Origin of the sequence: Crenobacter luteus (assembly GCF_004345725.1) — a bacterium.
Taxonomy (GTDB): domain Bacteria; phylum Pseudomonadota; class Gammaproteobacteria; order Burkholderiales; family Chromobacteriaceae; genus Crenobacter; species Crenobacter luteus.
On the sequence record NZ_SLXG01000004.1, the window covers coordinates 181,070 to 196,417 of the forward strand.

12 protein-coding genes are annotated in these 15,348 nt (G+C 68.9%); 5 read left to right on the forward strand and 7 right to left on the reverse strand.

Annotated elements, in window-relative coordinates; genetic code table 11:
* Positions 1-50: 50 nt before the first annotated feature.
* Positions 51-1,223, forward strand: coding sequence for an acetyl-CoA C-acyltransferase (locus tag EV683_RS04440; RefSeq protein ID WP_131861968.1), 1,173 nt, complete (start codon positions 51-53; stop codon positions 1,221-1,223).
* Between the two features lie 71 nt (positions 1,224-1,294).
* Here EV683_RS04440 and dsbD read toward each other — a convergent pair whose 3' ends face one another.
* Entirely contained in the window at positions 1,295-3,076 is a 1,782-nt protein-coding gene (dsbD, locus tag EV683_RS04445) for a protein-disulfide reductase DsbD (RefSeq protein WP_131861969.1), read from the reverse strand.
* Positions 3,077-3,220: 144 nt separating this feature from the next.
* Here dsbD and EV683_RS04450 point away from each other — a divergent pair, with 144 nt between their 5' ends.
* The gene (locus tag EV683_RS04450) at positions 3,221-4,015 is read left to right on the forward strand and encodes an alpha/beta fold hydrolase (RefSeq protein ID WP_131861970.1); all 795 of its coding nucleotides are present in this window, start codon (positions 3,221-3,223) and stop codon (positions 4,013-4,015) included.
* Positions 4,016-4,083: 68 nt separating this feature from the next.
* On the opposite strand, the gene folE2 is transcribed toward EV683_RS04450, so the two are convergent.
* The 6 genes from folE2 to EV683_RS04480 all read right to left on the reverse strand — a co-directional run bounded on the left by folE2 (position 4,084) and on the right by EV683_RS04480 (position 10,308).
* A complete protein-coding gene (gene folE2, locus EV683_RS04455; RefSeq protein ID WP_066614014.1) occupies positions 4,084-4,878 on the reverse strand; it encodes a GTP cyclohydrolase FolE2 in 795 nt (264 codons plus the stop codon).
* Between the two features lie 89 nt (positions 4,879-4,967).
* Positions 4,968-6,248, reverse strand: a complete 1,281-nt coding sequence (locus EV683_RS04460; RefSeq protein WP_131861971.1) for an MgtC/SapB family protein — start codon at positions 6,246-6,248, stop codon at positions 4,968-4,970.
* A complete protein-coding gene (gene dxs, locus EV683_RS04465) occupies positions 6,248-8,095 on the reverse strand; it encodes a 1-deoxy-D-xylulose-5-phosphate synthase (RefSeq protein ID WP_131861972.1) in 1,848 nt (615 codons plus the stop codon). The genes EV683_RS04460 and dxs overlap by 1 nt, the downstream gene beginning before the upstream one ends.
* Positions 8,096-8,105: 10 nt before the next feature.
* The gene (locus EV683_RS04470) at positions 8,106-9,005 is read right to left on the reverse strand and encodes a polyprenyl synthetase family protein (protein WP_131861973.1); all 900 of its coding nucleotides are present in this window, start codon (positions 9,003-9,005) and stop codon (positions 8,106-8,108) included.
* Entirely contained in the window at positions 8,995-9,228 is a 234-nt protein-coding gene (locus EV683_RS04475) for an exodeoxyribonuclease VII small subunit (protein WP_066614025.1), read from the reverse strand. The genes EV683_RS04470 and EV683_RS04475 overlap by 11 nt, the downstream gene beginning before the upstream one ends.
* 87 nt (positions 9,229-9,315) lie before the next feature.
* Entirely contained in the window at positions 9,316-10,308 is a 993-nt protein-coding gene (locus EV683_RS04480) for a TerC family protein (RefSeq protein ID WP_066614027.1), read from the reverse strand.
* Positions 10,309-10,396: 88 nt separating this feature from the next.
* Between EV683_RS04480 and EV683_RS04485 the strand changes: the two genes are divergently transcribed.
* The 3 genes from EV683_RS04485 to EV683_RS04495 all read left to right on the forward strand — a co-directional run bounded on the left by EV683_RS04485 (position 10,397) and on the right by EV683_RS04495 (position 14,965).
* A complete protein-coding gene (locus EV683_RS04485; protein WP_131861974.1) occupies positions 10,397-11,227 on the forward strand; it encodes an SDR family oxidoreductase in 831 nt (276 codons plus the stop codon).
* A 77-nt stretch (positions 11,228-11,304) separates the two neighbouring features.
* Positions 11,305-12,045: a Mut7-C RNAse domain-containing protein gene (locus tag EV683_RS04490; RefSeq protein ID WP_131861975.1), complete on the forward strand. Its 741-nt coding sequence runs from the start codon at positions 11,305-11,307 to the stop codon at positions 12,043-12,045.
* Positions 12,046-12,151: 106 nt separating this feature from the next.
* Complete coding sequence (locus EV683_RS04495) at positions 12,152-14,965, forward strand: valine--tRNA ligase (protein ID WP_131861976.1); 2,814 nt, start codon at positions 12,152-12,154, stop codon at positions 14,963-14,965.
* Positions 14,966-15,348: the final 383 nt, after the last annotated feature.

Consider the following 15,348-nt stretch of genomic DNA (forward strand, 5'->3'; position numbering starts at 1 on the left):
TTACTCCATTCGCCCGGCGCCGCCTAAAGTGAAATGAAAGGGGGGTGACCATGCATAACGAATCGGTGATGATCCTGTCCGCGCGCCGCACGCCGATCGGCGCGTTCTGCGGCGTGCTGTCCGGCTTGTCGGCCTGCGAGCTGGGTGCGGCGGCGCTCCGGGACGCCGCCGCGCGCGCGCGTTTCGAGGCCGACGCGGTCGACGAGGTGCTGATGGGTTGCGTGCTGCCGGCTGGGCTTGGCCAGGCGCCGGCGCGCCAGGCCGCGCGCGGCGCCGGGCTGGCGGACGCGGTCGGCGCGACGACGGTCAACAAGGTGTGCGGTTCGGGCCTGAAGGCGGTGATGCTCGGCTACGACATGATCCGCGCCGGCAGCGCACGGCGCATCCTCGCCGGCGGCATGGAGAGCATGAGCAACGCGCCGCACCTGCTGCCCAGGTCGCGGCGCGGTTGGCGGATGGGTTCGGCCAACGTCGAGGACCACATGATGCTCGACGGGCTCGAGGACGCCGACGAAAGCGAGCCGATGGGCGTGTACGCCGAGCGCTGCGCCCACCATTACGGTTTCACGCGCGGCGAGCAGGACGCCTTCGCGCTCGCCTCGCTCGAGCGCGTGCTGGCCGCGCGCGGCGCCGGCGAAATCGTGCCGCTGACGGTGGCGGCCCGCGTCGGCGACATCGTCGTCGACGCCGACGAGCCGCCGGCGCGCGCGCGTCCGGACAAGGTCGCGACGCTTGCGCCGGCCTTCGTCGCCGGCGGCACGGTCACCGCCGCGAACTCGAGTTCGCTCGCCGACGGCGCCGCCGCGCTGGCGCTGGCGCCCTTGTCCGAGGCCGAGCGGCTCGGTGCGACCCCGCTGGCGCGCATCGTCGGCCACGCGGCCTGGGCGCAGGAGCCGGCCTGGTTCACCACGGCCCCGGTCGGCGCGATCGACCGGCTGTTGACGCGGCTGGGCTGGACGGTCGACGACGTCGACCTGTTCGAGATCAACGAGGCCTTCGCGGTGGTGGTGCTGGCGGCGATGCGCGAGCTGAAGCTGCCGCACGAGAAGGTCAACGTGCGCGGCGGCTCGTGCGCGCTCGGCCATCCGATCGGCGCGTCGGGCGCGCGCATCGTGGTCACGCTGCTGGCCGCGCTCGAAGAGCGCGGCTTGCGCCGCGGCGTCGCATCGCTGTGCATAGGCGGCGGCGAGGCCGTCGCGCTGGCGGTCGAGCGGGTGGTGTAGCGGGACAGGGACGCAGCAAGACCTTGGCCGAGCCGCTGGTATGGCTCGGCCAAGGTCTTGTGGTGTGAGCCTCAGCGCGCCAGCAGCGTGGTCAGCCGCGGCAGGAAGGCGTCGGCCTCGACGAAGCCGATCACGCGGTCGGCCTCGCGGCCTTGCGGGTCGAACAGGATCAGGCCGGGCGGACCGAACAGACCGAAGCGCTTCATCAGCGCCTGGTGCGCGGCCTTGTTGGCGGTGACGTCGGCGCGCAGCAGCGTGTAGCGGCGCATCGCGGCGGCGACCGCCGGGTCGGTGAAGGTGCCGGCCTCGAGCTCCTTGCAGGCGACGCACCAGTCGGCGTAGAAGTCGAGCAGTACCGGCTTGCCGGCGCTGGCCGCGAGCGCCGCGTCGAGCGCCGCGACGTCGTCGATGGGCTGGAAGGGCAGCGCCTCGACGGCGCGCGCCTCGGCGCCGAACAGGCCCTTGAGCGGCGTGCCCGGCTCGTGGCGGCCGCTGAGCGCGCCGACCAGCTGCGCTGCGCCGACGAGGAACAGCACGAGGCCGAGCGCCTTGAGCAGCCGCTGCGGCGCGCCGGCGTTGCTCGGCAGCGCGTCGAAGGCGCGCAGGAACACCGCGCTGCCGATCGCGAGCGCGGCCCAGCCCAGCATTACCGCCATCCCCGGCAGGAAGGGCGTGGCCATCCACAGCGCCACGCCGAGCATCACGACGCCGAACGCGGCCTTGACGCCCTTCATCCACGCGCCGGCGCGCGGCAGCACCTCGCCGCCGAAAGCGCCCAGCAGCAAAAGCGGCGTGCCCAGCCCCAGCGCCATCGCGTACAGCGTCGCGCCGCCCAGGAGCGCGTCGCCGGTGCGACCGATGTAGCCGAGCGCCAGCGCCAAGGGCGGCGCGACGCAGGGGCCGACGATGAGCGCCGACAGCACCCCCATCAGGAACACCGTCACGAAACGGCCGCCGGGCAGGCGGTTGGAGCGCTCGGCCAACCTCGTCTGCAGCGCGGACGGCAGTTGCAGGTTGAACAGTCCGAACATGGACAGCGCGAGCGCCACCATCAGCCCGGCGGCGCTCAGCACGACGGCGGGCTGCTGCAGCCAGACGGTCAAGAGGCTGCCGGTGAGGCCGGCGAGCACGCCGACCGCGGTGTAACTGAGCGCCATGCCCTGCACGTAGGCGAAGGCGAGCGCGAGGCCGCGGCGGCGCGTCAGCGCCTGGCCCTGGCCGGCGATCAGCGACGACAGGATGGGCAGCAGCGGGTACATGCAGGCGGTGAAGGCCATGCCGAGGCCGGCGAGCCAGAAGGCGCCGAGCGTGAGCAGCCGGCCGCCGTCGCCGAGGAGGGTGGGCGGGGCGTTGGCGGGCGGCGGCGTCGCGGTGCCGGTGCCGCCGAGCCAGTCGAGCACGCCGCCCTTGCCGCCGACCGTCAGCGTGCTCGTGTACGGCGGGTAGCAGACGCCGACCTCGGCGCAGCCTTGCACCGTCACCGTCAGCGCGAAGCGTTCGGGCGCGCCGGGCGCGAGCGGCAGCACGAACTCGGCCGTCCGGGTGTAGACCACCTGCTTGCCGAAGAAGGGGTCCTGTTTTTCCTTGCCTTCGGGAAAGCGCGGCGCGCCGGCCAGCAGGCCGGGCGGCGCGCTCTCGAAGCGGCTGCGGTCGCGGTACAGGTAGTAGCCGGGGCTGACGCCGACCGTGACCTTCACCGTGTCGCCGTCGCGCACGGCGGTGATCGGGAAGGCCTTTTCGGGCGGCAGCAGCTCGTCGGCGTCGACGGCCGCGCGCGCCGGCGCCGGCAGCAGGCAGGCGAGCGCCAGCAGCAGGGCGAGGCGGCGCGTCAGGATGGAAAGGAGGGCGGTCATGTTGGCTCGAGAGTCGGCGATGCAGGCTTGACCGGCGCGTCGCGGCGAAGTTTCGCGCGCGCGCCGCGCAAATTCTGTCAAACGATCGTTTTAATTTGGTTTATAGTAGCGGCAGGTCGTCAAGGATACCGAAGCGTTCCCGCCATGAACAAACCCCATCTGCACTTCGCCCACGCCAACGGCTTTCCGGCGCCGGTCTACCGCAAGCTGCTCGAGCGGCTGTCCGAGCGCTACGCCGTCGGCTACCTGGAGGCCGTCGGCCACGACAGCCGCTACCCGGTCACCGACTGCTGGCCGCACCTGGTCGACGAGACGTTGCACTACATCGAAAAGAGCTACCCTGAGCCGGTGATCGGCGTCGGCCACTCGCTCGGCGGCCTGCTGGTGCTGTTCGCCGCGCTCAAGCGGCCCGAGCTGTTCAGGTCGCTGGTGATCCTCGATTCGCCGCTGTTCGGTCCGTGGCGCGCGCGCGGCCTGTGGATGGCCAAGCGCTTCGGCATGATAGACAAGGTGACGCCGGCCGCGCAGACGCGCCGCCGCCGCGCCGAGTGGCCGAGCGTCGAGGCGGCACGCGACTACTTCGCGACCCGCCGGCTGTTCGCCGAGCTCGACCCCCAGTGCCTCGCCGACTACGCCGAGTTCGGCACCGTCGATACGGGCGGCGTGCGCCGGCTGCGTTTCGAGCCCGAGGTCGAGTACCGCATCTTCCGCGGCCTGCCGCACAACTACCACCGCTACCGCGGCCGGCTCAAGGTGCCGGCGTCCTACCTGGTCGGCAGCCGCACCCACGTGGTGCGCGAGTCGGACCTCGCCTTCATGCGGCGCCATTTCGGCATGTCGGTGTTCTGCGTCGAGGGCACCCATCTGTTCCCGCTCGAACGACCGCTCGTCACCGCCGAGCGTATCGAGTCGGCGCTGACGGCGATGTCGCCGGTCTGAGGCGCGTCCCGGTGCGGCGAGACGACAAAAAGCGGCCCGCGGGCCGCTTTTTTCGTGGACGCCGGCGCTCAGCGCGCGGTCTTGTCCTGCTCGATCAGCGCGTAGGCCGAGTGGTTGTGGATCGATTCGAAGTTCTCCGACTCGACGACGAAGGCCAGCACGCGCGCGTCGGCGTTCAGGCGGCCGGCGACGTCGCGCACCATGTCCTCGACGAACTTCGGGTTCTCGTAGGCGCGCTCGGTGACGTACTTCTCGTCGGGGCGCTTCAAGAGGCCGTAGAGCTCGCACGAGGCTTCCTGCTCGACCATTTCGATCAGCTCCTCGATCCACACGTGCGACGCGGTGCGCGCGGTGACGGTGACGTGCGAGCGCTGGTTGTGCGCGCCGTACTGCGAGATCTTCTTCGAACACGGGCACAGGCTGGTGACCGGCACCAGCACCTTCATCGTGAAGCGATACTCGCCATCGCTGATCTCGCCGATGTAGGTGACCTGGTAGTCGAGCAGGCTTTGCACGCCCGACACCGGCGCGGTCTTGTTGACGAAGTAGTCGAAGCGCATCTCGATGTAGCCGGACTCGGCCTCGAGACGCTCGACCATCGCGCGCACGATGGATTCGAACGAGGAGACCGAGATTTCCTTCTCCTGCGCGTTCAGGATCTCGACGAAGCGCGACATGTGCGTGCCCTTGAAGTGCGCGGGCAGGTGCACGTACATGTCGAAGGTCGCGATCGAGTGCTGAACGCCGCCTTCGCGCTCGGCCAGGCGGACCGGATGGCGGATCGCCTTGATGCCGACCTTGTTGATCGGGAGGTTGCGGCTGTCGTGCGAGCTTTGCACGTCGGGGATGGTCAGAGCGTTCATGCCGGAAGGGGTCTCCATTGATGACGCACCATTATACCAAGGCTGAATACCCGAGCAAAGCAGTCGGGTTTGCCTGTCGGGGCCGACCCTCAGCCCGCGCCCGGCCAGGCGAGCGAGGCGGCGAGGCCGACGAGCGTCGCGGCGAAGGTCGGCAGGCAGGCGGTCAGCAGCGGCCGCCCGCCGAGGCTGGCGATCAGGCCGAGCTTGAACGCGCTGTTGGACACGACCGCCAGCGCGACGCCGACCCGCAAGACGTCGACCGCGAGCCGGCCGTCGCCGAACAGCGCGTAGAGCGACAACGAGATCGCGTCGACGTCGTTGACGCCGGATAGCAACGCGACCGCGTAGACGCCGGCGTGACCGTAACGTTGGCCGAGCCAGGCGATGAGGAAGCCGACCGCCGCGTACAGCGCCGCGAAACCGAGCGCCATCCTCAGTTCGGTGGGGTTAGCCAGCGCCAGCTCGGGGCGCGCGCCGTTGCCTTTTGCGCCGCGGCGCGGCAGCAGGGTCAGCGTGCCCAGCAGCAGCGCCGGCAGCAAAAGCCCGGCGACGGCGGGCAGCGCGGTCGGCTCGACCAGCGCGGCGAGCAGCGTCAGTCGCGCGAACAGCGTCAGGTTGGCCGAGAGGATGATGCTCGCGGCCAGCGGCAGCGTCTCGGGCCGCTTGCGCGCGGCGCGCGCGTAGACCGCGCTGGTCGCGGTCGACGACACCAGCCCGCCCAGAACGCCGAGCAGCGGGCCGTTGACGCGCTCGCCCATCAGTCGTACCGCGAGGTAGCCGGCGAGGTTGATGCCGACGATCAGCACCACCATCAGCCAGATGCGGTAGGGGTTGAAGGCGAGCGCCGGGCCCATCGCGCGGTCGGGCAAGAGCGGCAGCGCGATGAAGGTCAGCGCGGCGAACTGCAGCAGCGACAAAAGATCGCGCCGGCTGAGCCGGTGCGAAAAGCCGGTCAGCTCGGGCTTGAGGTAGAGCAGGGCGGTGGTGACGATGGCGCCGGCGACGGCGAGTTCGGCGGCGCCGCGCCAGACGAGGGCGCCGAGGCCGTAGGCGATCAGGAGCGCGACGACGGTGGTGGTGCGCGGCTCGGCCGGCGGTTCGGCCGGCGCGCGCGCGAACAGCGCCATCAGCGCGACGGCGGCCAGGCCGACCGGCGTCGCGTAGCCGGCGCCCGGCGCGTCGAGCATCGCGCACAGCGTGCCCAGCAGGCTGGTCAGCGCGAAGGTGCGGATGCCGGCGATGGTCTGCGGTTTGCGCTCGCGCTCGACGCCGATCAACAGGCCGATCGCGAGGCTGGTCAGAAAGGCCGGCAACGCGGCGAACGGGCTGCCGTCGAGGGCGAGCGCGTCCGCCAGCGCTGCCGGGTCCATCAGGACGCCAGGCGCGCGCGGATGCGCGCGAGGATGCCGGGCGCGTCGAGACCGCAGTCGGACAGCATGCCGGCCGGGTCGCCGTGCTCGACGTTCTCGTCGGGCAGGCCGAGCAGCAGCGTCCGGACCGCGATGCCGCGCGCCGACAGCGCCTCCAGACAGGCGCTGCCGGCGCCGCCCATCACGACGTTTTCCTCGACGGTGACGATCAGTTCGTGGCTTTGCGCGAGGCGGGCGACCAGTTCCTCGTCGAGCGGCTTGACGAAGCGCATGTCGACCACGGTGGCGTTCAGTTCTGCGCCCGCGACGAGCGCCGGCGCGACCATGCTGCCGAAGGCGAGGATGGCGACCTTGCTGCCCTCGCGGCGCACGAGGCCGCGGCCGAGCGGCAGTGCGGTCATGGCCTGCTCGGGCACCACCCCCGGGCCGCTGCCGCGCGGGTAGCGCACCGCGGTCGGGCCGTCGATCTTGAACGCGGTGTACAGCATCTGGCGGCACTCGTTCTCGTCTGACGGCGCCATCACGACCATGTTCGGGATGCAGCGCAGGTAGCTGAGGTCGAAGGCGCCGGCGTGGGTCGGGCCGTCGGCGCCGACCAGGCCGGCGCGGTCGATCGCGAACAGCACCGGCAGCTTCTGGATCGCGACGTCGTGGATCAACTGGTCGTAGCCGCGCTGCAGGAAGGTCGAATAGATCGCCACCACCGGCTTCATGCCGTCGCAGGCGAGGCCGGCGGCGAAGGTCACCGCGTGCTGCTCGGCGATGCCGACGTCGAAGTAGCGGTCCGGGTATTCCTTCTCGAAGCGCACCAGGCCCGAACCCTCGCGCATCGCCGGCGTGATGCCGACCAGGCGCCGGTCTTCATGGGCCATGTCGCACAGCCAGTCGGAGAAGATCTGCGTGTAGCTGGGCTTGCCGCCCTTGCCGCCGGCGAGGCCGTTGGCCGGGTCGAACTTCGAGACGCCGTGGTAGGCGACCGGGTCGTTCTCGGCCAACTTGTAGCCCTGGCCCTTCTTGGTCACCACGTGCAGGAACTGCGGGCCCTTGAGCGTGCGGATGTTGGACAGCGTCGTCACCAGCGCGTCGAGGTCGTGGCCGTCGATCGGGCCGATGTAGTTGAAGCCGAATTCCTCGAACAGCGTGCCGGGCGTGAACAGGCCCTTGACATGCTCTTCCATCTTGCTGGCGATCTCGCGCATCGGCGGCACGATGCCGAGCACCTTGTTCGAGCCGGTCTTGACCGCCGAGTAGAAGCGACCGGACAGGATCTTGGCCAGGTAGTTGTTCAGCGCGCCGACGTTGGGCGAGATCGACATGTCGTTGTCGTTGAGAACCACCAGCAGGTCGGTGTCCATCGCGCCGGCGTTGTTCAGCGCCTCGAAGGCCTGGCCGGCGGTCATCGCGCCGTCGCCGATGATGGCGACTGCGTGGCGGCGGATGCCCTGCGCCTTCGCGGCGACCGCCATGCCGAGCGCCGCGCCGATCGAGGTCGACGAATGGCCGACGCCGAAGGTGTCGTACTCGGACTCCTCGCGCTTCGGAAAGCCGGCTAGGCCGCCCTTCTGGCGCATCGTGCCCATGCGACCCTTGCGGCCGGTCAGGATCTTGTGCGGGTAGGTCTGGTGGCCGACGTCCCATACCAGGCGGTCGTCCGGCGTGTTGAACACGTAGTGCAGCGCGACCGTCAGTTCGATGCTGCCGAGGTTGGACGCGAAGTGGCCGCCGGTCTTGCTGACCGATTCGACCAGGAATTCGCGCAGTTCGCGCGCCAGCTGCGGCAGCTGGGCGCGGTCCAGCATGCGCAGGTCGGCGGGGCTGTGGATGGTGTCGAGAAGCGGGGTGGTCATGGGTCGTCAGTCAGAACGAGCGGGCGACGATGTAGTCGGCCAGCGCCTTCAGGCGCTCGGCGCCGGCGCCGAAGCCCGACAGGGCGTCGAAGGCGTCGTCGCGCAGCTCGCGGGCGAATTGTTTGGCCTCGGCGAGCCCCATCAGGCTCACGTAGGTGGGCTTGTTGTTGGCGGCGTCCTTGCCGGCGGTCTTGCCGAGCGTCGCGGTATCGACCTCGACGTCGAGCACGTCGTCGACCACCTGGAACGCCAGGCCGATGCGTTTGGCGAAGTGGTCGAGCCGTTCGGTCTCGGCGTCCGACAGCGGCTGGCCGGCGAGCGCGCCCAGCAGCACCGACGCGCGGATCAGCGCGCCGGTCTTCAGAAGGTGCATGAATTCCAGCTCGGGCAGGCTCAGCTCGCGGCCGACGCTGGCCAGGTCGATCGCCTGGCCGCCGGCCATGCCGGCGTGGCCCGAGGCGTGCGCGAGCGTCTTGACCATCGCCAGCTGCGCGGCGGCGTCGACGCCGGCCAACGGCGTGGCCAACAGGTCGAAGGCGAGCGTCTGCAGCGCGTCGCCGACCAAAAGCGCGGTCGCCTCGTCGTAGGCGACGTGGCAGGTCGGCTTGCCGCGGCGCAGCACGTCGTCGTCCATGCACGGCAGGTCGTCGTGCGCCAGCGAGTAGGCGTGGATCAGCTCGACCGCGGCGGCGACGCGCGCGAGGTTGGCCGCGCTGGCGCCGACCAGCTCGCCGGCGGCGAACACCAGGAGCGGACGCACGCGCTTGCCGCCTTCGAGCACCGCGTAGCGCATCGCCTCGTGAAGGCGCTGCGGCGCGACGGCCGGGTCGGGCAGCAGGCCCGCCAGCGCGGCTTCCATGTCCTGCTGGACGCGGCTCATCCAGCCGACGAAGGCGGTGTCATTGGCCATCTGGCAGCTCCAGCGGTTTGAGTTCGTCGTTTTCGAGGATCTTGAGCTGCTGTTCGGCGTCGGCCAGCTTGCCCTGGCAGAACTTGATCAGCTCGACGCCCTGCTTGTAGGAGGCCAGCGCGGCCTCCAGCGGAATGTCGCCGCTTTCCATGGCCTGGATGATGTCCTCCAGCTGGGCAAGCGCCGCCTCGAAGCTTGCCGGTGACTTTGCCGATTTGGCCATGCTGTTTCCTTGGGAGATCGTATTGCGGGAATCGGCAGGCATTTTAGGCGATTTCGCCCCGCGCCTGCCAGCGCGGGGCGGAGGGGTTTAGCGTTCGGCCTTGGCTTCGTCCAGCGGCGGCTTCGGGTAGAACAGCGAGGCGATCACCGAGATCGCGATCACCGCGAACACCACGCCGAGCGAGATCAGCACCGGGATGTGGAAGACCTTGACGATCAGCATCTTCACGCCGATGAAGGTCAGCACCACCGCCAGACCGTACTTCAGGTAGTGGAAGCGGTCGGCGATGTCGGCCAGCAGGAAGTACATCGCGCGCAGGCCGAGGATGGCGAAGATGTTCGATGTCAGCACGATGAACGGGTCGGTGGTGATGGCGAAGATCGCCGGAATGCTGTCGACGGCGAACACCACGTCGGAGAACTCGATCATCATCAGCACGAGGAACATCGGCGTCGCGTAGCGCACGCCGTCGCGGATCACGAAGAACTTCTCGCCGTGAAACTCGTTCGTCATGCGCAGGTGGCCGCGCAGGAACTTCAGGACCGGGTTGTCGGCGAGGTCGGCCGCCTCGTCCTTCTCCGGCAGCATCATTTTCAGGCCGGTGAACACCAGGAAGGCGCCGAACACGTACAGCACCCACGAGAATTCGCGCACCAGCACCGCGCCGATGCCGACCATGATCGCGCGCAGCACGATGGCGCCGAACACGCCGTACAGCAGCACACGACGCTGGTATTCCGGCGGCACTTTGAAATAGGCGAAAATCATCAGGAACACGAAGATGTTGTCCACCGCCAGCGATTTCTCGATCACGTAGCCGGTGAAGAACTCGAGCGTCTTCTCGTTGGCGATTTCGCGACCGTAGGCCGGGTCGCCGGCCAGCGTCCACCACAGCCAGCCGGCGAAGGCGACCGAGACGCAGACCCACACGATGGACCAGCCGAGCGCTTCCTTCACGCCGACCTTGTGCGAGCCTTTCTTGTTGAGCGCGACGATGTCGATGGCGATCATCGCGAGCACGGCGGCGAAGAAGACGCCGTAGAAAAACGGGGAGCCGATGGACGGCAACGCGGGCTGCATGATGCAGGCTTCTCCTTATTGCGGTTGGGGGAATGCGAAAAAACGAGCCGATCATTATGACGCAACAGAATGTAACCGGGTTCACGCCATGAAAGAAAAAACCATCCTGATCACCGGCTGCTCAAGCGGCATCGGCCTGTCCACCGCCGAGGGCCTCAGGGCCGACGGCTGGCGCGTGTTCGCCAGCGCGCGCAAAGCCGAAGACGTCGCAAGCTTGGCCGAGGCCGGTTTCGAGGCGGTCAGGCTCGACGTCGACGACAGCGACAGCATCGCCGCGGCGCTCGCGGCGGTGTTCGCCGCCACCGGCGGCACGCTCGACGCGCTGTTCAACAACGCGGGCTACGGCCAGCCCGGCGCCGCCGAGGACCTGCCGCGCGACGCGCTGCGCGCGCAGTTCGAGACCAATCTGTTCGGCGCCTGGGAGCTGACGCGCCGCGTGCTGCCGGCGATGCGCGCGCAGGGTCACGGCCGCATCCTGTTCAACAGCTCCATCCTCGGTTTTGCCGCGATGAAATGGCGCGGCGCCTACAACGCGAGCAAGTACGCGATGGAGGGCCTGTGCGATACCCTGCGGCTCGAGCTGGCCGGCAGCGGCATCCACGTGTCGCTGATCGAGCCGGGACCGATAGAGAGCCGTTTCCGCCCGAACGCGCTCGCCAAGTTCCTCGAATACATCGACGTCGAAGCCAGCGTGCACCGCGACAGTTACCGCAAGCAGCTCGCGCGGCTGAAGAAGGAAGGTCACGCCGCGCCGTTCACACTGCCGGCCTCGGCGGTGTGCGACGCCGCGCGCCGCGCGCTGTCCGCCCGCCGCCCGGCGGCGCGCTACCGCGTCACCACGCCGACCAGGGTGTTCTGGTATTTGAAGCGGCTGCTGCCGACGCGCTGGCTGGACGCGCTGCTCGACCGCGCCGCCTGAGCGCGGCCAGGGTTGGCCGAGCGCCGCGAGCGAAGACCTCGGCCAACCTTTTGCTTGCCCGGTGCGATACTGCGTCCATGGCTACCGTCACCTTCCGCTTCTACGAGGAGTTGAACGACTTCCTGCCCGCCGGGCGCCGCAAGCGCGACTTCGAGCAGCCGGTCGCGCGCGGCGAGAGCGTCAAGCACGCGATCGAGGCGCTCGGCGTGCCGCACACCGAGGTCGAGCTGATCCTGGTCGACGGCGAGTCGGTCGACTTTGCCCGCCGCTTGCTGGGCGGCGAGCGCGTCGCCGTCTACCCGATGTTCGAGTCCTTCGACGTCACGCCGCTGCTGCGCCTGCGCGCGCGACCGCTGCGCGCGCCGCGCTTCGTCGCCGACGCCCACCTGGGCGGCCTGGCCGCCAAGCTGCGCATGGCCGGCTTCGACACGCTGTACGACAACCATGTCGGCGACGACGAAATCGCGGCGCTGGCGGTCGCCGGGCGGCGCGTCGTGCTCAGCCGCGACCGCGAACTGCTCAAGCGGCGCGCGATCACGCACGGCTGCTACGTCCACGCGCTGAAACCCGACGCGCAGCTGCGCGAGCTGTTCGCGCGGCTCGACCTGGCGCGGCTCGCGCGGCCGTTCACCCGCTGCATGGTCTGCAACGGCGAATTGCGCGACATCGAGCCCGGCGCGGCGGTCGGCCGGGTGCCGGACGACGTGCGCGCGGGGGCGGCGCGCCTGCTCGAGTGCGCCGCCTGCCGGCGCGTCTACTGGGAGGGCTCGCACTGGCGGCGCATGCGGGCCTTGCTGGACGAGCTCGGTGCGGGCTGAGCCCGCCCGCGCCGATCCGCGGCGCCTCGGGGCGCGGACGCGCGCGGCGCGAGCGTATATAATTGACCCATTTTTCCCCGAAATCAGCCCCTTTCCACGAGCGCATATGGAACTTGCCAAGAGCTTTGAGCCGGGCGACATCGAACGTCGCTGGTACGACCAATGGGAACAAGCCGGCTACTTCAAGCCGAGCATGGACACGACGAAACCCTCGTTCGCCATCCAGCTGCCGCCGCCGAACGTGACCGGCACGCTGCACATGGGTCACGCCTTCAACCAGACCATCATGGACGGCCTGACCCGCTACTACCGGATGAAGGGCGACAACACCGTCTGGATCCCGGGCACCGACCACGCCGGCATCGCGACGCAGATCGTCGTCGAGCGCCAGTTGGCCGAGCAGGGCGTGAGCCGCCACGACCTCGGCCGCGATGCCTTCATCGACAAGGTCTGGGAGTGGAAGAACGTCTCCGGCGGCACCATCACCAGCCAGATGCGCCGCGTCGGCTGCTCGGTCGACTGGAGCCGCGAGTACTTCACGATGGACGAGGCGCGCGCCGAGGTCGTCTCCGAGGTGTTCGTGCGCCTGTACGAGCAGGGCCTGATCTACCGCGGCAAGCGCCTCGTCAACTGGGACCCGAAACTCGGCACCGCCGTGTCCGACCTCGAAGTCGAATCGGTCGAGGAAGACGGCAAGATGTGGCACATCCGCTACCCGGTCGTCGGCAGCGATGACGCGGTCGTGGTCGCCACCACCCGTCCGGAGACGCTGCTGGGCGACGTCGCCGTCGCGGTCAATCCGAACGACGAGCGCTACCAGCACCTGGTCGGCAAACTGGTCGAGCTGCCGCTGACCGGCCGCCAGATCCCGGTGATCGCCGACGACTACGTCGACGCCGCCTTCGGCACCGGCTTCGTCAAGATCACGCCGGCGCACGACTTCAACGACTACCAGGTCGGCAAGCGCCACGACACCGACCTGATCAACGTGATGGCGCTCGACGCGACCATCCTGCCGCGCGCGCAGGTGTTCGGCTTCGACGGCGCCGCCAAGGGTTCGATCGACCTGCCGGCTGCTTACGCCGGCAAGAGCACGGCCGAGGCGCGCAAGGCGCTGGTCGCCGACCTCGAGGCGCAGGGCTACCTCGTCGAGGTCAAGCCGCACAAGCTGATGGTGCCGCGCGGCGACCGCACCGGCTCGGTGATCGAGCCGCTGCTGACCGACCAGTGGTTCGTCGCGATGAGCCGCGTTGCCGACGGCGACGAGACCGGCAAGAGCATCACGCAGAAGGCGATCGACGCGGTCGAATCGGGCCAGGTGCGCTTCATCCCGGAAAACTGGGTCAACACCTATAACCAGTGGATGAACAACATCCAGGACTGGTGCATCAGCCGCCAGCTGTGGTGGGGTCACCAGATCCCGGCCTGGTACGACGAGGACGGCAAGGTCTACGTCGGCCGAAGCCTCGAAGAAGTGCAGGCGAAAGCGCCGGGCAAGACGCTGCGCCGCGACGACGACGTGCTCGACACCTGGTTCAGCTCGGCGCTGGTGCCGTTCAGCACGCTGGGTTGGCCGAACGATACCGCCGAGTTGCGCGCCTTCGTGCCGTCGAGCGTGCTCGTCACCGGCTACGAGATCATCTTCTTCTGGGTCGCCCGGATGATCATGATGACCACCCACTTCCTCGGCAAGGTGCCGTTCCGCGACGTCTACATCCACGGCATCGTGCGCGACCACGAAGGCAAGAAGATGTCGAAGTCCGAGGGTAACGTGATCGACCCGGTGGACCTGATCGACGGCATCGACCTGCAGCGCCTGGTCGAAAAGCGCACCACCGGCCTGCGCCGCCCGGAAAAGGCGCCGCAGATCGCCAAGGCCACCGAAAAGCTGTTCCCGGAAGGCATCCCGGCCTACGGCACCGACGCGCTGCGCTTCACCATGGCCAGCTACGCCAGCCTCGGCCGCTCGGTCAACTTCGACTTCAAGCGCGCCGAAGGCTACCGCAACTTCTGCAACAAGCTGTGGAACGCCACCCGCTTCGTGATGATGAACGTCGAGGGCAAGGACTGCGGCCTCGACGAATCGCTGCCGCTCGACTACTCCTTCGTCGACAAGTGGATCATCGGCCGCCTGCAGCAGGTCGAGGCCGACATCACCAACGCGCTCGACACCTACCGCTTCGACCTCGCCGCGCAGCTGATCTACGAGTTCGTCTGGAACGAATACTGCGACTGGTACGTGGAACTGGCGAAGGTGCAGATGCAGTCCGGCAACGAAGCCCAGCAGCGCGCCACCCGCCGCACGCTGGTGCGCGTGCTCGAAGTCGCGCTGCGCCTGATCCACCCGATCATGCCCTTCATCACCGAAGAGCTGTGGCAGACCGTCGCGCCGCTGGCCGGCGCCAAAAAGACCGACTCGATCATGGTCGCCGCCTGGCCCGTCGCCCAGCCCGAGAAGATCGACCTTGATGCCAACGCGCGCATGGACGCGTTCAAGGACATGGTCAACGCGGTGCGCAACCTGCGCGGCGAAATGGGCCTCGGCCCGGCCGTCAAGGCGCCGCTGTTCGTCGAGGGCTCGGCCAACCTTGAAGTCTTCCTGCCCTACCTGAAGCTGCTGTGCCGCCTGTCCGACGCCACCATCGTCGAGAAGCTGCCGGAAGACGACGCGCCGGTCGCCATCAGCGGCGAAGCGCGCATGATGCTGAAGGTCGAGGTCGACAAGGCCGCCGAAACCGCGCGGCTGACGAAAGAGATCGGCAAGGTCGAGGGCGACCTCGTCAAGCTGACCGCCAAGCTCGAGAAACCCGGCTACGTCGACAAGGCGCCGGCGCACCTGGTCGAACGCGACAAGGCGCAGTTGGCCGAGCTGTCGGACAAGCTCGGGAAGCTGAAAGGGCAGTTGGCCAAGCTCGCCTGATTGTCGCGATCGCCGAACGAAAGGCCGCCGGAGAGGGCGGCCTTTTTTGTCGCGCGGGCGAGTCGATCGCTCGGCGCCTGCCGTGGGAAAAGGGCGCGCCCGGCCGACGCGTCCGGCGGGTGCGGCGCTTCTGTGGCATAATGTCCGCCCCATTCAATCCGCCGAGCCCGTCCGATGTAGCTTCACGCCCCCGTTACCCCTCCGCAGACCCTTCCTTGGGCGTCTTCCGCCCGCATCCTGTTCGACCCATTGCCGCGCGTTTTTGCCGTCGCTCCGCTGCGGCTGCTCTGACCTGCCCCCAGGATTAGGGCCAAGACCTACTTGGTAAAGTCGGTTAAAAATTTCTGCTCCTGCTCCGCTTGTTCCCTCATGCGGAAGCCTGC